This is a genomic window from Streptococcus timonensis (assembly GCF_900095845.1).
GTDB lineage: Bacteria > Bacillota > Bacilli > Lactobacillales > Streptococcaceae > Streptococcus > Streptococcus timonensis.
In genome coordinates, this window is sequence record NZ_FMIX01000003.1 from 170,722 (window position 1) to 189,167 (window position 18,446).

Consider the following 18,446-nt stretch of genomic DNA (forward strand, 5'->3'; position numbering starts at 1 on the left):
AATGCAAGAAACGGCTTTTATTTGGGATTTAGACGGGACCTTATTGGACTCCTATGAAGCTATTTTGTCAGGAATTGAGGAGACCTATGCACAGTTTTCCATTCCTTTTGACAAGGAAAAAGTTCGAGCTTTTATCTTGAAATACTCTGTCCAGGATTTACTAATGCAAGTGGCAGAAGAAAGAGGCTTGGATGTTGATAGGCTAAATCAAGTCCGTGCTCAGAGCTTGTCTGAAAAGAATGCCCAGGTCATCTTGATGCCGGGGGCGCGCGAGGTTTTAGCCTGGGCAAATCAGCAAGGAATTCAGCAATTTGTTTACACCCACAAAGGCGATAATGCCTTGACTATTTTACGAGATTTGGGCTTGGATGTTTGTTTCACAGAAATTTTGACAAGCCAGAGCGGTTTTGCTCGTAAACCAAGTCCAGAAGCAGCGACCTACCTTATCAGCAAGTACCATTTAAAACCAGAGCGCACCTATTACATAGGAGATCGCCTTTTGGATATAGAATTTGCACTAAATAGTGGAATAAAGAGTCTGAATTTTTTAAGTTGTAATAAAGAAGGAAACCAACAAATAAGAGCATTAGAGGATATTATCACTCTCTTGAGCAATAATGATGTCTGGAGCAATATGTCAGCTTTATGACAAAAATCTAACAAACTATTTCAATTAATGTGGTTTGTTACAGAGTCTAAACAGTTTTGTTAAATAGCCTCAAAAGGGCTTTTTTTCTCTTTTCTTTATGTTATGATAGACATGTACTACATTGAAAAAGGAGTTTGAATAGTATGAAGAAACGAATTATTTTGGCATCAACGGTAGCTTTATCAATTGCCCCTGCCTTGGCAGCTCAAGCAGAAGAAGTTGTATGGTCACCACGTGCAGTTGAGCAAATTCAAAACGATGTTGCTAAAAGCGAAAATAAAACAAGTTATACAATTAAGTATGGAGACACCTTAAGCACGATTGCAGAAGCTTTGGGAGTAGACTTAAATGTCCTTGCAAACTTAAACAAAATTACGAATATTGACTTGATTTTCCCAGACACTGTACTGACTACAATTGTCAATGAACAAGAAGAAGTAACAGGGGTTGAGGTATATACACCAGAAGAAGTAGGTTCTGATGTAGCAAGTGCAACAGCAGATTTGAAAACTAACCAAGTAGTCGTAGATGACCAAACTTTACAAGTTGAAGATTTGACTAAACCAGTGGCAGAAACAGAAACTGTAGTTGAAGCAACACCACAAGCTGATGTAGAAGCTGAAGCTGAAGCTGAAGTGACTCCAGCTGTAGCAGCTGAAGTTGCAGCTCCAGTAGAAGAAACAGTTCCTGCAGCAACGACAGAAGCTGCTCCAGTAACTGAAACACCAGTTGTGGAAGAAACAACAGTTCAACCGGTAACTGAAACAACGACTGTTGCGGAAGAACCAGTAGCGAAAACAACTACTGTAGCTGAGCCAGCAACAACAGAAGCTGAACCAGTAAAAACAACTTATCAGGCAGAACCAAGCCAAGCTTCATCACCAACTTATGCAGCACCGGCGGCGCCTGATTATGCAACTATTGCAGCTACAAAATCTGAAAATGCAGGTCTACAACCACAAACAGCTGCCTTCAAAGAGGAAGTTGCCAAGTTATACGGTATCACATCATTTAGCGGTTACCGTCCAGGAGATCCAGGTGACCACGGAAAAGGTCTAGCGATTGACTTCATGGTCCCAGTTAGCTCAGCTCTTGGCGACCAGGTTGCTGAGTATGCTATTCAGAATATGGCTAGCCGTGGAATCAGTTATGTTATTTGGAAACAGCGTTTCTACGCACCATTCCCAAGCAAATACGGACCAGCCTACACTTGGAATCCAATGCCAGATCGTGGTAGCGTAACAGAAAACCACTATGATCACGTTCACGTATCTATGAACTAATAAGATAAGAGAAGTAGGGGACTAATTCAGTTTCCTCTTCTTTTTTGTTTTCAATTTTTTATCCAATAGAAATCCTTTTATAAAGATAAAAAACAGTTAAGCATAAGGTTTGCTCGAAAATATAAATGTTGAATAAAATGGGACAGAGTTAAGAAACAGGAAACCAAGTTTATGAAGTGAGCAAAAAACTTGCATCATCAATTTATTTATACTATACTTGATAAATCAACAGTTGATTAATCAAATACGAATAAAGGAATAGAAATGCTAGAAATAAATGAATTACTCTACCAGCTCCATATAGTAGATCAGACGATTACTCAACTTTTTGAGAAACAATTGGGAATTAGTTTGACTCGCTATCAAATTTTGCGGTTTTTATTGCAAAAATCACCGAGTAACCAAACTGCCGTTCAAGAGAAGTTACAGATTGACCAGGCAGCTTTGACCCGACATTTTAAGGTATTAGAGTCAGAGGGCTATGTCAGTCGTAAGCGTAATCCAGTCAATCAGCGGGAAGTCCTAGTTGAATTAACCCAAGAGGCTAAGAATCAACTCTTGATCAATCCACCTAAATATCACTTGAAAGTTAAGGAACAGATGGAAAACATCTTATCGACTGGTGAGCAGAAAGAGCTGATAACTCTACTGACCAAACTAGTGTCAGGTCTAGAAAAAATAGAATTTTAAGGAGAAATCAATGTCACTCATTACTACTATACTAGCAACTATTGTTGCCTTGGAACATTTTTATATTTTTTATTTGGAGAGTATCGCAACCCAATCAGATGCAACCAGCCGAGTCTTTAATATGGATAAGGAAGAGTTGACTCGAACATCTGTTACCTCACTGTTTAAAAACCAAGGAATTTATAATGCCTTGATTGGAGTGTTTCTTATCTATGGGATTTATTTCTCGCATAGCTTAGAAATCGTAACAATTTTTGTCTTATTTATCATAGGAGCAGCGACTTATGGTGCTTTAACAGCAGATAAAAAAATCATTCTAAAGCAGGGAGGTCCGGCAATTTTAACCTTGCTAAGTATCCTTTTCCTAAAATAAAAACAACCAGCACTTTCTATGAAGATGCTGGTTTTTAATAACTGATATTAAACTTTTTTTCGCTTGATTTCGAGTAATCTTTGATAGAAGAAAATTTGATTGCTATAAATATAGGGGTATATAGAAATACTTGCAATGCCAAAGCTAATCCAGATGAGGAAATACCATGGTAAGAGCTTTAAATCAAGGACAAAGCGTTGGAACTTGTAGCCTTTCATAAGGAAGCGGCTGGTTTGAAGTGTACGACTTGGTTTTGCAATCCCTATTGCTAGAGTGTCGCAAAGTAGTAATTCTACTTGGGAGTATGCATAATATTGGGGAAGATAAATAGCAGTTCCTATAACGATCAGAAAAACACTGCCAAAGAAGTAAAGTGCAAAAGTGAGTAGGAACTGTTCAATATCTGGATTCGTAAGATCGACAGATGGAAATTCAGGATGAAGTTCCACAAATTTTCGAGCCATTAGATTGCTGTAAAAAAGATAGTAAACTCCAAGTAGATTAGGTAGGCTCCATAAAAAGAGGTAGAAACGTTTCAGTAGAAGAGTCAGGAAAGTTTGAGTAAAGAAACGGTTATCAAACAGTGCCAAACTATCCTTGAAAGAAAGTTCTGTCTCAGGAACTCTGAATAGACTGAGAGTTGTAAAAAGAGCACCAATTAAGATAATGGAGCTTGCAAAGCCAAAGACTAGAGGAAAGAGGGAGGATTGAATTACCGTTATCAAAAAACTGAAAAAGGATTGTTCCAGAATTTCTTCATTAAGTAATGATAAAGGGCTTATAAAGCTAGAGATAATCAAAAGGATGCTTGGCAATAAATAGACGAGCATCAGTCTAGGATGTTCTGCTGGAAACTGTCGTGCTTGTTGACGGACTTCTTTTAAATCAATCTTTGGGTATTTCATGCTTTCATTATACCATAGTTCGTGACAGTTCCTGTTTTTTTTGATAGAATCATACAGTATGCCCTTGGGTGCAGAGTAAGGACTGGGACTGTTTTTCCCGGTTTCGGAGGTAAAAAATGTCAGAATCACCAATCAAATATCGATTAATTAAGAAAGAGAAACATACAGGAGCTCGTCTGGGAGAAATTATCACACCACATGGAACTTTCCCAACGCCCATGTTTATGCCAGTTGGTACACAAGCAACTGTCAAAACTCAGTCTCCAGAAGAGTTGAAAGAGATGGGTTCAGGAATTATCCTTTCTAACACTTATCATTTGTGGCTTCGCCCTGGGGATGAATTGATTGCTAGAGCTGGTGGTCTTCACAAGTTCATGAATTGGGATCAACCGATTTTAACGGATAGTGGTGGCTTCCAAGTATATTCATTGGCTGATAGCCGAAATATTACTGAAGAGGGTGTTACCTTTAAGAACCACCTCAACGGTTCTAAAATGTTTCTATCACCTGAAAAAGCTATTTCTATCCAGAACAATCTAGGGTCAGACATTATGATGTCTTTCGATGAATGTCCGCAGTTCTATCAACCTTATGACTATGTTAAAAAGTCCATTGAACGGACGAGTCGTTGGGCAGAGCGTGGCTTAAAAGCTCATCGTCGTCCGCATGACCAAGGTTTATTTGGGATTGTACAGGGAGCGGGTTTTGAAGACCTTCGTCGTCAATCAGCTCAAGATCTTGTAAGTATGGATTTTTCTGGTTACTCTATTGGTGGCTTAGCAGTGGGTGAAACTCACGAAGAGATGAATGCAGTATTGGACTTCACCACTCAACTTCTTCCTGAAGACAAGCCTCGTTACTTGATGGGAGTGGGAGCGCCGGATAGCTTGATTGATGGGGTCATTCGTGGTGTAGATATGTTCGACTGTGTCTTGCCGACTCGTATTGCACGTAATGGTACTTGTATGACCAGCCAAGGTCGTTTGGTAATCAAGAATGCCCAGTTTGCGGAAGATTTCACACCACTTGATCACGAGTGTGATTGTTACACTTGTAAGAACTATACTCGTGCTTATCTTCGCCACTTGCTTAAGGCAGATGAGACCTTTGGTATCCGTTTGACAAGCTACCATAACCTATACTTCTTGCTCAATCTGATGAAACAGGTTCGTCAAGCTATTATGGATGATAATCTTTTGGAATTCCGTGAACATTTTGTTGAAAAATATGGCTATAATAAATCTGGACGCAATTTCTAACATTTATTGATAATAAAGCTAAAATCCTAAGTTTTCTCTTAGGATTTTTCTCGTTTTTTTGATAAAATAAGTGTATTATGGAATGAAAATTAGAAGACTTTTAAGCTTCTAATAAATGGAGAATAAACTCGTATGCGTATTAAATGGTTTTCCTTGATTAGGATTACAGGTCTGCTCTTGGTGCTCTTGTACCATTTCTTTCAGACGATTTTCCCAGGGGGATTCTTTGGTGTGGATGTCTTTTTCACTTTCTCAGGTTTCCTTATCACCTCACTATTGTTAGAGGAGTTTAGCCAAAAAGGGGAAATTGATATCATAGGTTTTTTCAGGAGACGCTTTTATCGAATATTTCCTCCTGTTGTGATGATGGTACTTGTCATCATGCCTTTTACCTTGATGGTTCGACAAGATTATGTAGCTGGAATTGGTGCTCAAATTGCAGGAGTTCTTGGCTTCATGACCAACTTCTACGAAATGTTAACAGGAGGGAGTTACGAATCACAGTTTATCCCTCATCTCTTTGTTCACAACTGGAGTTTGGCAGTTGAAGTTCACTATTATATTTTGTGGGGATTAGCAGTTTGGATCCTGTCCAAACGCTATAAGACAAGCGGTCAGTTACGAGGTACAGTCTTTATCCTCTCATCTGCTGCCTTTCTGATCAGTTTTCTTTCCATGTTCATTGGTAGTTTTATCGTAAGTTCATACTCTACTGTTTACTTTTCTAGTTTTACGCATGTCTATCCTTTCTTTTTAGGTAGTGTGTTGGCAACTATAGTAGGAGTTTGTCAAACGACACCGATTTTAAAACGATTAAATAAGGTTCTAGATTTGAAGCAAACCTTGCTAGTTTTTGCGGGAGGTCTAGGAGTATTGCTCTTACTAACTTTCTTTGTCAAGTTTACTTCCCTATTTACTTATTTGCTAGGTTTCTTGCTAGCAAGTCTAGCAACACTTGTTATGATAGTAGCAACTCGCCTCTTGCATGAGAAAACAGAGTCTATCGAAGAACCTAAAATCGTCAGCTTTTTAGCAGACACTAGCTATGCTGTCTATCTATTTCATTGGCCCTTCTATATTATTTTCTCTCAATTAATGGGAAATATACTAGCGGTTATCCTAACGACGATCTTCTCTTACCTTTTTGCGACATTATCTTTCTATGTTGTCGAGCCTTTAATTGCAGGGAAGTCGACTTGGCTCTTGGAAAAAACAAAAGAAATCCCGCATATTAAACCTATTTTTTCTGGTAGCATTGGAGTACTTGGGCTAGTCATGCTGATTATAATGATATTAGCTCCACAAGTTGGTGCCTTTGAAACGGACTTAACTGTTAATGGGCTTAAACAAGCTCAATCAAGTCTCGTTCGAACAAAGACAATGGCAGACAAAGAAGAAGCAAGTCGATACAATATTGCTGAAGGTGTTTCCATCATTGGGGACTCTGTAACCTTGAGAGCCACTCCTGGTTTACAAGAAGTTTTGCCTGATGCTCAGACTGATGCGCAAGTTAGTCGAAACACTAAACAAGCAAGTGCGATCATGCTATATAATAGCCAAAATAAAGCTTTGCCTAAAGTTGTGGTAGTTGCTACGGGAGTCAACAATCCCGAGGATTATAAAGCAGATCTTGATTTCTTGATTTCGAATTTACCAAAAGGACATCAACTTGTGCTTGTGACTCCGTATGAGGGTGACACAAGTCAGGCAACTCAACCATATGTTGAAAAGTATGCAAGCTATGCTCGTGAAGTAGCTCAACAATACCCATATGTTGAGATTGCTGACTGGAACCAAGTGTCTAAAGACAATCCAGACATTTGGAAAGGGACTGACCAGGTTCATTTTGGGAAAGACAATACCAAATTAGAAGAAGGAGCCAAGCTATATGCAGAAACAATTGCTTCTGCTATCAAAGCTCTTGAAGATAAGCCGGTTAAATCAAAATAATTACTTGTAAGCAGAGATAAGCATCTCTGCTTTTTAGAGTCAATAAAAGAGACAATAGGCTAGTTTATCATTTGTGAAAAAACTTGCCAACTTTTTGGAATTATGAGAAAATAGAGGATATTTATCAGGTGGAGGAACTGCTATGAGAGATGATATCAAGATTAATGACCGTGCTCTAGCCTTGGAAAATCAGATTATTGAAAAACTAGAAAAAGTATATGATACTGATGTAGAGCTAGATGTATACAATCTTGGATTGATTTACGAGATTTACTTGGACGAAAACGGACTTTGTACAATAGTCATGACATTTACAGATACTGCCTGTGACTGTGCAGAAAGTCTGCCTATTGAAATCGTAGCTGGATTAAAACAAATTGATGGTATTGAGGATGTCAAGGTGGAGGTTACTTGGTCACCTGCTTGGAAGATTACACGCATTAGTCGTTATGGACGTATTGCCTTAGGGTTGCCTCCACGTTAAGGATTATAGAAAGATAAAGAAAGAACAATAAATCGTGTTGAAAATACTAATTAGTATTTTCCTTTTTTGTTTATTTGTTTTAAACAATAAACAAAAATTTTTGTTAAGAGTAGCCACTTTCTTCAAAAAAATGTTATTATAGTAGAAGTGATTATAATAAAAAGAATAAGGTAGGATAGATATGAAATTATCTGTAGTAATTCCGTTTTATAACGAAGAGAATATGATTCAGAAAATGTATGATGAATTGGTTAAAGAAATCAATCAAATTACAAAAGCGGAATTTGAAATTATTTTTATTAATGACGGAAGTAAGGACCGTACTTTTGAACGTATGTTAGCTATCGCAGCTGGCGATTCACGTGTTAAATATATCAGCTTCAGTCGAAATTTCGGGAAAGAAGCTGGAACTATTGCAGGACTTGAATACGCAACAGGAGAAGCAGTTATTCTAATGGATGGAGATTTGCAGCATCCACCAGCCATGCTTCCACAAATGATTGAAGCTTATGAGCAAGGGTACGATGTCGTAAGTGCTCGTCGTACACGTACAGGCGAAAAACCTCACCGTACGTTTTTAGCCAAACATTTTTATAAACTTGCTAATAAAATGATGGATATCGAGCTGATGGACGGAGTCTCTGAATTCCGATTGTTTAGCCGTAAAGTTGTAAACGCCATTATTTCTATGCAAGAATACAATCGTTTTTCTAAAGGAATTTTTGCTTGGATCGGTTTTAACGAAAAAGTTATCGAATATGAAAACCAAGTACGTACAGTCGGTGAAACCAAATACTCATTGAAGTTCTCATTAAACTATGCGATTCAAGGGATTTTATCATTCAACGATAAACCTCTTCGTATGTGTATTAATTTTGGTTTATTCTGCTTAGTAATTTCATTAGTTTATGTTCTTTGGACCTTTATCCAATACCTTGTAGTGCCGGATTCACTCGTGAGTGGATACTTTACTACAATCTTCTCAGTAGTTCTCTTTGGTGGAATTCAATTGATTTCCATCGGGGTATTAGGAGAGTACATTGGAAAAATTTATTACGAAGTGAAGAAACGTCCACATTATCTTGTCGACCAAACGAACATAACTGTGAAAGGAGAGCAAAATGACGACTAAGAAAAAAGTCTATCTAGCAAGTTTTATTGCGCCTATGGCCATCATGTTTGTGGCTTGGGCTATTGATGGCTTCTTTCCTTTCGGAACAAAGTCACTCATGGCGGTTGACTTTAATGCTCAGTATATTGGCTTATATGCCTATTTCAAACATTTGTTTTTAAATGGAGATTGGAGTAGTTTCTTTTACTCTTTCTCTAAATCCATTGGAGGCGGGATGTTAGGGATTTGGGGCTTCAATTTGTTGAGTCCATTTAACTTCCTGTTCCTACTATTCCCTGAAGAGAATTTCCAATGGGTGGTTCCAATCGTTATTGCCTTGCGTTATGGAGCGATGGGATTAACCATGGCACATTTCTTGGTAAAACGTTATGATGGATTAAAGAACAAAGCCTACTTGGTTCCAATCGTCGCTACCATTTATGCATTAAATGGATTTAATGTTAGCTATCAAATGAACCCAATTTTCTATGATGGAATGGTGATGCTTCCATTGGTTTTAATTGGGGTTGAACAAGTGTTGGATAATAAGTCTCCTAAAGGCTACATTGGCATGCTTGCCTTATCTCTCTTTGTACAATTTTACATGGGTTATATGACCTGCATTTTTGTAGTCATTTATGCTTTGTTCTATATTATACGTTCAGAGAACTTCCGAAATAAAAAAGTTATTCTAACTAGACTGGGGAAATTAGCTGCTGCATCTATACTAGCTGTTGGAATAGTATCAGCTGTATTACTCCCAATTCTGATTAGTTTAGTATCAACAAAAGGGGGCTTGCAAAGTTCCTTGAGATTTGACTGGAAGTTACAAATCAATCCGTTTGAGATTTTAGCTAAACTTTTTTTAGGAGCTTTTGATAATACTTCTTGGCCAGCTGGACCTAACTTGCCGAATATATATGTGGCCAGCTTTGGTTTACTAGGAACACTTTATTACTTTATTTCGAGTAAGATTTCTAAATGGAGTAAAATTGCAGCGAGCTTTGTTCTCGTAGTATTTTTGATTTCTTGTGCCCATGAATTCACAAGTAAGTTGTGGCATATGGGACAAAATCCTGCTGGATTTTTCTATCGATTCTCATGGATTATTGCTTTCTTTCTAATATATCTGGCTTATCTAAGTCTACGAGAAGTGGAGAAATTTACTAAGAGAGAAGCTAGCTTCCTACTGATTAGCGGTGCAGTTATCTTTTCTATTGTACAGTTACAACAACATTCTTTCTTAACAGTTTGGCAACGTCTTGCTACGATTTTGATTTTTGTGGCTTTGCTTGCAGCTTTATTCTACCCTAAAGTGAAACACTCTTGTATGATTATAGCTGCTTTGAGTGTGGTTGAATTAACAGCTAATGCAGCGCTTGTTCAATCAAGAGTTGGGTATACAGACGCCTATAAATATCACGATGCAGTTTTACAATTAAAGGAAGCGATTAATCCAATTAGACCTGACCACAGTGATTTTTACAGAATTAATAAATCATTTAATTTAAGTAAGAATGATCCATTTATGGTGGACTATCCAGGGTTATCGGTCTTCAGTTCCAACTTGGAAAATAGTACACGTGACTTGTTTGACCGTCTAGGAAATAACGGAATTAACGCAACGACCTACTATCAAGGCACTCCGTTCCAAGATGCTCTCTTCTCAGTAAAATACCTAGTGACTCCAAAACCGGTGACTAAAGAGGACTATCCTGATACGTCCAAACTGTATGTATTCGGAAACATGGTAACGCGTAAAGATATTACGACAAAAGCCCCTGTTTATGAAGCTGCTAGAACAAAGACATTTGAGACAGGTTTGATTTTGCCAATTGCTTACGGTGTTAATGATGAAACGGTGAATCTAAAATTAGAGAACCATCAACCGATTCAAAATCAAAATAAGATTGTACAAGCTATGGGGGCAACGAGTGAAAATTATTTAGCTGTACTCGGAGCAAATGAGATGAAATTGGATAATATGGAAGTTGTAGATTCATCTAAACCAGAAACCTACAAACGAATTGATTCATCTAAACCAGGAACAATTACCTATCATTTATTACCTCAATCTGCTGAAGATTATTGGGTAGCAATTCCGCAAAAATTATCTCATACAGATAAAAATAAAGTTCGTGTCAAGTTAAATGGTAAAAATTATGAATTCCAAGATAAATTCCAACAAACGCAATTTATTCAAATTGCACATAATTCAGTTGGTCAACCTACAGATTTAGTGATTGAAATTGATTCGGATAACGAATATAATTTATCTGGATTGCGCTTAGCTCGTTCTAATAGTGCTCTAGCAAATCGTATCATTCAAGAACGTCAGATGCAAGGAATAAAATTAACTCATTGGGATAATCGTAGTTTTAAAGGAACGGTTAATATAACTGATGATAGTACTTGGATGATGACAAGTATTCCATATGAAAAAGGTTGGACTGTTAAAGTAGATGGAAAAGTAGTTGAAACTGCTAAAGTTTGGGATAGCCTGTTGGCATATAAAATTACGCCAGGTGAACATACAATTGAAATGAGTTATTTGCCAGATGGCTTTGTTGCAGGTTTTATAATTTCAATCTTATCAACCTCTCTTTATGGATTTGCAATTTATAAAAAATGGATTTAATTTAGTAGGAGTAGACTATAATGAAAATTTCAAAAATGAAATTAAAATTTAGTTCGCTATTCTGTGTTCCATTTATGGGTATGTTAGGAGTCTTCCTTTGTTTAGGGTTGACTCCCTTTTCACAAAATTCGGTGCATAGTGGGGATTTTCTTTCACAATATTTTCCGCTTTATATCGGATTACATAAACTATTTTGGAGCGGCGATTTTAGCGGCCTATTTTGGTCCTTCTCTAAATCTCTGGGAGGAGCAATGCCAAGTGTATGGGGCTTTAATAGTTTAAGTCCTTTCACGTTTTTATACGCAATTTTCCCAATTTCGACATTTCATATTTTGAGTTATGTGATTCCACTTATTCGTTTTGGAGTAATGGGAGTGGCGTTTGGATATTTTCTTGAGAAGAAATATCAGGGTATCAGCAAAAATTATTGGCTTTCATTAGCCTTATCAACCTCTTATGCACTTAGTGGATTTATCGTTTCTCAGCATTTCAATCCCAACTTTTTAGATAATCTAGTTTATGTCCCTTTCATTCTTCTTGGTATTGAAGAAATCGTAGAAGGAAAACGATCGTTTAAATTACCGATTTTCCTTGCAGTCAGCCTGATTACTAATTTCTATACAGGCTATATGATGTGCCTTTTTGTAGCCCTCTATACATTCTATGCTGTGTTTTCAAAGAAAGCTTCCTTGAAAGACTATCTATTGAAAATTGGCAGAGTTGCTTTGTTTGCAATGATTGGAATAGGACTAGCAATGTTTTGGTTACTACCAGTGTTTGGTGCGTTAGTAGAAAGTAAGGCAAGTGCAGGAAGTACATTTGAATGGTCTTCTAAAATCGTAAATGATCTTATAACTTTTCCTCAAAAATTTATTTTAGGCTCTTTTAGTGAAAAAGAGTGGGGGGACCCAAAAGCCTTACCGCACCTTTTCATTGGAAGTTTAGGCCTCTTTGGCCTGTTTGTTTTCTACGTAAAAAAAGAAATTTCTCTTCGTAGTAAATTATCTGCAACATTTGTTTTATTAATCTTACTACTTTCCTTCAATATTCAAGGCTTTGATCAGATTTGGCATATGGGGCAACGTCCGGTCGGTTTCTATTTTAGAAATTCTTGGGTTGCAAATGCCTTTATGTTGGTCTTAGCTTCCGAAAGTTTGATGAAGTGGAAAAATAGCTTCCGCTTTAATGAGTTCTTAGTAGCTCTTATAGGTTTTGGGTCAATTTTATTGTTCTCAATGCTTGCTACACTTTCTTATGTAGAAACATCACAGAAAATTCTTGCATTTATTATTTATAGTATCGTTTTGTGTGCATTCTTTTTAACAAAGGTGGATTTATCTCGAAGACTACAACTAGTAACAGGAGTTGTTATTGTGGAATTAATATTGGGTGCGTTTATTGGACTGAAGAGGGCACCATTTTTCGTTGGTAATTCTAGCTTGAAGACTCAAATGGAGTATGCAGTTGCTTTTGATGAAGAAGGTTATAGTAAATTAGATCAATTTACACGTATGGAGATGCATAAGGGATTGTCGCATGCCAACTATCCGATTTCTTATAATTATAATGGAGCCTCTCACTTTACATCGAGTTTAGAGCATACTTTGATTGAAGAATTTAGTCACTTAGGACTTCCTGCCTCTCAATCAGTTGTAAACTATACAGGACGAAATATCATTTTAGATTCTATGTTTGGTTTTTCTCGGTTTATGATGGGTGGAGATGAGAATAAGGTCTTTGCGGATGTTCGTGGTTTATATACTAAAGAAAGGACGTTCAAGAATCTTTTTGTGTATCAAAATCCATATGCTCTTTCATTAGGCTATCTGACAAATAAGGATCTTGCAACGAATGTAAGTTTTGAAAAGCATAAACCTGTTAATAATTTAAATCAATTATTACAAGTTGTGGGAATTTCGGAGAAAGAAGGTCTTAAAGAAGTAAGTGTATCAGAAGTCCATGTTGAAAATTTAACGAAAAATGGTGACAAATATACAATTACTCAAGAGGGTACTCCGGTCAAAATTGAATGGCAATTATCTCTTGAGCCAAATAAGTTGTACTTTGTTGAAATTCCAGAAAGACAAGCCGGTTCAGTCATTAAGTCAAAAGTATTGGTAGACGGATTAAGCTATCCTTATGAAAATCGATTCCGAGAAAATCAACTCTGGGTGGTTGGAAATGGAAACATAAACAAAACGCTCAAATTTACAATTGATGAAGGAAAAGCAAAAGAATGGGATCTTCGAGGTTTTAAATTCTATTCAATCGATATACCAACGCTAACAAATGCATTGGAACAGTTTAAAAAAGCACATGACATCACCATTGATTCCTATTCAAATTCAACGGTGAAAGCACACGTCAATGTTACAAATAGTGAACAATCCTTTGCAACCTTCACTATTCCATACCACTCAGGTTGGAGTGTAACAGTAGATGGTCAAAATCAAGAAGTTCAAAAATCTCTTGGTTTCTTTATGGGTGTTTCACTAACTGAAGGAGAACACGAGATTGTTTGGACTTATATCCCTCCAGGGTTAAACTTTGGAATAGTGCTTTCAATAACTTCTCTTATCGTACTCATTTACTTGTGGAAAAAGCAAAAAACGGAGTAGATGACATACTTTGTTAGCTATTCCAATAAAAAAGGATGAAGTTCTTATGAACTTCATCCTTTTTGTGTGCCTATTATATTAGACTGTAATAAGGTAATTCTTTATAGAATAATATAAGTGGTTATTTTTTACCCGATTGTTCCATATTCCAGAAATCTGTAACGGCACCACGTGATGCAGAAGATACGGTATGGGCATACTTACCAAGGACACCACGGCTATAAAGTGGTGGCAAGGTTGTTTCTGCCTTACGTTTTGCAAGTTCTTCATCGGAAATGTCCATGGAAATTTCTTTAGTATCTTGGTCAACCGTAACAATATCGCCTGTACGAAGGTAAGCAATTGGTCCACCATCCTGAGCTTCAGGAGCAATATGTCCGACAACGAGACCATAAGTACCACCAGAGAAACGGCCATCTGTCAAGAGGGCAACCTTGTCTCCTTGGCCTTTACCAACGATCATTGATGAAAGTGATAGCATTTCAGGCATACCAGGACCACCCTTAGGACCAACGAAACGAACAACGACAACATCGCCATCAACGATTTCATCTGACAAGACAGCTTGGATAGCATCTTCTTCAGAGTCGAAGACCTTAGCTGGACCAACGTGACGGCGAACCTTAACACCTGATACTTTGGCAACCGCACCGTCGGGAGCAAGATTACCGTTCAAGATGATCAGTGGACCGTCTGCACGTTTAGGATTTTCAAGGGGCATGATGACTTTTTGACCTGGTGTAAGATCTGCAAAGTCAGCCAAGTTTTCAGCGACGGTCTTACCAGTACATGTGATACGGTCTCCGTGAAGGAATCCATTTGCCAACAAGTACTTCATAACCGCAGGCACACCACCAACTTCGTAGAGATCTTGGAAGACATACTGACCAGAAGGTTTCAAATCAGCCAAGTGAGGCACACGCTCTTGGATCGTATTAAAGTCCTCAAGTGACAAGTCAACATTAGCTGCGTGGGCAATGGCAAGCAAGTGAAGAGTGGCGTTGGTAGAACCACCTAGAGCCATAGTTACTGTAATGGCATCTTCAAAGGCTTCACGAGTTAAGATATCTGAAGGCTTGATACCAAGTTCAAGCATTTTGACAACAGCACGTCCTGCTGCTTCGATATCTTCTTTCTTATCAGCTGATTCAGCTGGGTGAGAAGAAGAACCTGGCAAACTCAACCCCAAAACTTCGATAGCAGTAGCCATGGTATTAGCTGTATACATACCACCACAACCACCAGGGCCAGGGCAGGCATTACATTCCAGACGTTTCACGTCCTCAGCAGTCATATCGCCGTGATTCCACTTACCGATTCCTTCAAATACAGAAACCAAGTCGATGTCTTTGCCATCCAGTTTTCCAGGGGCGATAGTACCACCGTAAGCGAAAATAGCTGGGATATCCATATTGGCAATGGCAATCATGGAACCAGGCATGTTCTTGTCACAACCACCGATAGCGACGAAGGCATCGACGTTATGGCCACCCATAGCTGCTTCGATAGAGTCCGCGATGATATCACGAGACGTTAGGGAGAAGCGCATACCCGGTGTTCCCATGGCAATACCGTCGGCTACGGTAATGGTTCCAAACTGCACAGGCCAAGCACCAGCAGATTTAACCCCTTCTTTAGCCAATTTCCCAAAGTCATGCAAGTGAATATTACACGGTGTGTTTTCTGCCCAAGTCGAAATGACCCCAACAATCGGTGTTTCAAAGTCCTTATCTGTCATACCAGTCGCACGAAGCATGGCACGGTTAGGTGATTTTACCATGCTGTCATAGACACTACTACGGTGACGTTTATCTAATTCTGTCATTTAAGTCCCTCCCATTTCAGTTTTTACCATTATAGCACAAATTTGACCTGAATAACAGAAGAAAATTTTTAAATTTTCAGACAATTCGGTGGTAAACTATAAAAAAATTCATCTTTTTTTGTCAAGTAACTTTACTTTACAAAAAAAATGTGTTATTCTAATATGGTTGATGAAAATCATAAGATTGAATCGAATATACATACTAAAAGGAGAAATCAAAATGGCAGTACCTGCACGTCGCACTTCAAAAGCGAAGAAAAACAAACGTCGTACACACTACAAAGTAACAGCTCCATCTGTAAACTTTGACGAAACTACTGGAGATTACTCACGTTCTCACCGTGTATCACTTAAAGGATACTACAAAGGACGTAAGATCGCTAAAGCTGCATCAGCTGAATAATAGAAGGGAGATACCATGCGCGTAAATATTACACTTGAACACAAAGAATCTGGTGAACGCTTGTACCTTACTTCTAAAAACAAACGTAACACCCCAGACCGTCTTCAATTGAAGAAATACTCACCAAAACTTCGCAAACACGTTGTGTTTACTGAGGTGAAATAGGGGTTCACTACACGTCAATAGATGTGAGAAACCTTGATTTTAAGCGATTCTTGAAATTCTAAATTTCACTACATTGCAATATAAATCAACCGAATCACTACCTTTTTCACTACCTTTTTTGAAATAAGAATAATGATTCGGATATTTAAAAGAAGAGGAACTTTATTGTGAAGCTCCTCTTTTTGTTATGTGTTCTTTTTCTCACAAACCGTATGACCTGGTTTGAACAACTTTTGTTTAAATAAATCTCAAAAGCCTTTAATATCAGGCACTTTTAGATTTATCTGAAAGCGTTATTTCATTCAATTTCAACTAATTTCATTTGAATGGTGTGAATTTTAATCCTAAAATACACTAACTGAGCTAGAATTTTACCAAAAGTTCACACCATCTGAAAATATCATTCCCAACTTAAGCCAAATCTACATAATTACTCACCATCTAAAATATTTTCTAACATTGGTTCGATAGAACTATGTTTCAAGTCCTCTATAAGCCTCTGGGCATAGAAACGATTTACTTCCCGAGCTACATAATATAACATCCTTGCAGCCATTTCTTTACTCAAGTAATCAAAATGCTCATCTTTTAATACATCAAATGCAAGAGATGCAAAGATATCATTTGAAGAAAAAGAGGTTGCAACTTCTTTTAATGATGGAAAAAGTTTTTGAATCAAGAATAGTGCATTTTCTGGGCTTATTTTCATAAATTTAATGCAAGCCAATTTGTAATTCTCTCCTATGTCAATAAGTTCCCGACACAAATCCACATTCGAAATATTATTAAGATATATCGTTATTGTTTCATCATATTCTCTCTGCTGAATTTTTTTAAATATTTTCTGCTTTGAATCCTTTTGATGAAAAATTCGCAGGTGATAACTTAGTTGTTCAAGCATTTCCCCTGCATCTCTAAATCTTAATTCTGGTTGATAAGAGGTGGCTTTTTGAACAAAAGTTCGTAGAACATGTTTTTCGTTAGTTGGGTTTCCAGTTAAACAAAAATTAACCACCTTTCCTAATGAATAGACATCACTCATTTTAGTTGCATTTTTTAGACCAGTTATCTGTTCTGGCGCACAATAATAAAACTGCCCATAATTATTTGTGTTCATAGTCAAATGAGAATGATTGACAGTAGAATCTTTAGCTAATCCAAAATCAGATATCTTTATAAGCCCATCACATAGAAAAATATTGCTTGGACTCAAATCTCTATGATAGATACCTCGAGAATGAACATCAGCCATTATTGTCAATATTTGAAACAACAGATTAAATATTTGGTTTAATTTTAATTCATTATTTACAATATAATCATTTAAAGTAAAATCAGCTTTCTCCATCGTATAGCTAAACTCTGACTCATCGAATTCATAAACTTTAATAATCCCATTTACTTGCGATAGAGACTGCATAATTTCAAACTCTCTTTTAAAGCGACTTTTTAGAGCAGAGTTCTGTTTATATTCATTTTTCAACTTTTTCACAATCCGTTGAGAATGTTTTTGTAAATAAATTTCAGCAAAGCCACCTTTAGTGAGAAAGGACTCGTCAGTTTTTATTATTTCTTTCCCCATATGGGAATAGGAATTTAGCTTTTCTTTTAACTTCTCTGCTTGTTTATTTTTAATATCAGTCTTTTCAGAACTACTATCTGGAAGGTCATCATAATAAGTTAGTAAATCCCTTACCAACTTAATAATATCGTTATCAAGAGCTTCATCTATATATGCTTCAAATGACTTTCCTTTTGACAAACCGTACTTTTCCTGAATTTTTACACCAATGGAGTGATAAGTAAATTTATCAAAAGTACGATTTGAAAAATCTAGAACATATCCACCCTCATTAAAAAATTTTTTTATCATGTTTTTATCATGAAATGTGATTTTCGACATTATGATCCCATTCTAACTTATAAAACAATTCTCAAGTTAAACAAAAATTACTGCACATCAATTTCAATTACTATTATACCAAATCGAATCTATGATATTTATCTTTTCAATTTTTTAACAACATGATACAACACTATCCTAATATAGAAATTAATCTAAAATTACAAGAAATACCCAAAGTGTTCCTTTG

Annotated in this window: 15 protein-coding genes; 12 read left to right on the forward strand and 3 right to left on the reverse strand. The window is 37.0% G+C overall.

Annotated features, from left to right (window positions below):
- Position 1 precedes the first annotated feature (1 nt).
- The 4 genes from BQ2679_RS01870 (at position 2) to BQ2679_RS01885 (ending at position 2,995) form a co-directional block, all read left to right on the forward strand.
- Entirely contained in the window at positions 2-649 is a 648-nt protein-coding gene (locus tag BQ2679_RS01870) for an HAD-IA family hydrolase (protein ID WP_075565625.1), read from the forward strand.
- 143 nt (positions 650-792) lie between these two features.
- Positions 793-1,932: a LysM peptidoglycan-binding domain-containing protein gene (locus BQ2679_RS01875; protein ID WP_075565627.1), complete on the forward strand. Its 1,140-nt coding sequence runs from the start codon at positions 793-795 to the stop codon at positions 1,930-1,932.
- Positions 1,933-2,196: 264 nt separating this feature from the next.
- On the forward strand, positions 2,197-2,622 hold the full coding sequence (locus BQ2679_RS01880; protein ID WP_075565629.1) for a MarR family winged helix-turn-helix transcriptional regulator: 426 nt from the start codon (positions 2,197-2,199) through the stop codon (positions 2,620-2,622).
- A 10-nt stretch (positions 2,623-2,632) separates the two neighbouring features.
- The gene (locus tag BQ2679_RS01885) at positions 2,633-2,995 is read left to right on the forward strand and encodes a DUF1304 domain-containing protein (RefSeq protein WP_075565631.1); all 363 of its coding nucleotides are present in this window, start codon (positions 2,633-2,635) and stop codon (positions 2,993-2,995) included.
- A 47-nt stretch (positions 2,996-3,042) separates the two neighbouring features.
- Here BQ2679_RS01885 and BQ2679_RS01890 read toward each other — a convergent pair whose 3' ends face one another.
- Positions 3,043-3,900, reverse strand: a complete 858-nt coding sequence (locus tag BQ2679_RS01890; protein WP_075565633.1) for a DUF975 family protein — start codon at positions 3,898-3,900, stop codon at positions 3,043-3,045.
- A 116-nt stretch (positions 3,901-4,016) separates the two neighbouring features.
- On the opposite strand from BQ2679_RS01890, the gene tgt reads away from it, so the two are divergent.
- The 6 genes from tgt (at position 4,017) to BQ2679_RS01920 (ending at position 13,960) form a co-directional block, all read left to right on the forward strand.
- The gene (tgt, locus tag BQ2679_RS01895; protein WP_075565635.1) at positions 4,017-5,159 is read left to right on the forward strand and encodes a tRNA guanosine(34) transglycosylase Tgt; all 1,143 of its coding nucleotides are present in this window, start codon (positions 4,017-4,019) and stop codon (positions 5,157-5,159) included.
- Positions 5,160-5,291: 132 nt separating this feature from the next.
- On the forward strand, positions 5,292-7,109 hold the full coding sequence (locus BQ2679_RS01900) for an acyltransferase family protein (protein ID WP_075565637.1): 1,818 nt from the start codon (positions 5,292-5,294) through the stop codon (positions 7,107-7,109).
- A 142-nt stretch (positions 7,110-7,251) separates the two neighbouring features.
- Entirely contained in the window at positions 7,252-7,593 is a 342-nt protein-coding gene (locus tag BQ2679_RS01905; RefSeq protein ID WP_075565639.1) for a metal-sulfur cluster assembly factor, read from the forward strand.
- Positions 7,594-7,774: 181 nt separating this feature from the next.
- A complete protein-coding gene (gene pgfS / locus BQ2679_RS01910) occupies positions 7,775-8,725 on the forward strand; it encodes a glycosyltransferase PgfS (protein WP_075565641.1) in 951 nt (316 codons plus the stop codon).
- Positions 8,715-11,342 (forward strand): YfhO family protein, encoded by a 2,628-nt coding sequence (locus BQ2679_RS01915; RefSeq protein ID WP_075565644.1) that lies wholly within the window; start codon positions 8,715-8,717, stop codon positions 11,340-11,342. The genes pgfS and BQ2679_RS01915 overlap by 11 nt, the downstream gene beginning before the upstream one ends.
- Positions 11,343-11,362: 20 nt before the next feature.
- On the forward strand, positions 11,363-13,960 hold the full coding sequence (locus BQ2679_RS01920; protein WP_075565648.1) for a YfhO family protein: 2,598 nt from the start codon (positions 11,363-11,365) through the stop codon (positions 13,958-13,960).
- Positions 13,961-14,081: 121 nt separating this feature from the next.
- Here the strand turns inward: BQ2679_RS01920 and ilvD are convergent, their stop codons facing one another.
- Positions 14,082-15,785 carry a dihydroxy-acid dehydratase gene (gene ilvD / locus BQ2679_RS01925; RefSeq protein WP_075565650.1) on the reverse strand — a complete coding sequence of 568 codons (1,704 nt, stop codon included), beginning with the start codon at positions 15,783-15,785 and terminating at the stop codon, positions 14,082-14,084.
- Between the two features lie 220 nt (positions 15,786-16,005).
- Here ilvD and rpmF point away from each other — a divergent pair, with 220 nt between their 5' ends.
- Both rpmF and rpmG read left to right on the forward strand, forming a co-directional pair.
- Complete coding sequence (gene rpmF, locus BQ2679_RS01930; RefSeq protein ID WP_000290417.1) at positions 16,006-16,188, forward strand: 50S ribosomal protein L32; 183 nt, start codon at positions 16,006-16,008, stop codon at positions 16,186-16,188.
- Between the two features lie 15 nt (positions 16,189-16,203).
- Positions 16,204-16,353, forward strand: coding sequence for a 50S ribosomal protein L33 (gene rpmG, locus BQ2679_RS01935; RefSeq protein WP_001265622.1), 150 nt, complete (start codon positions 16,204-16,206; stop codon positions 16,351-16,353).
- A gap of 430 nt (positions 16,354-16,783) precedes the next feature.
- Here the strand turns inward: rpmG and BQ2679_RS01940 are convergent, their stop codons facing one another.
- A complete protein-coding gene (locus tag BQ2679_RS01940) occupies positions 16,784-18,226 on the reverse strand; it encodes a serine/threonine-protein kinase (RefSeq protein WP_244491692.1) in 1,443 nt (480 codons plus the stop codon).
- Positions 18,227-18,446: the final 220 nt, after the last annotated feature.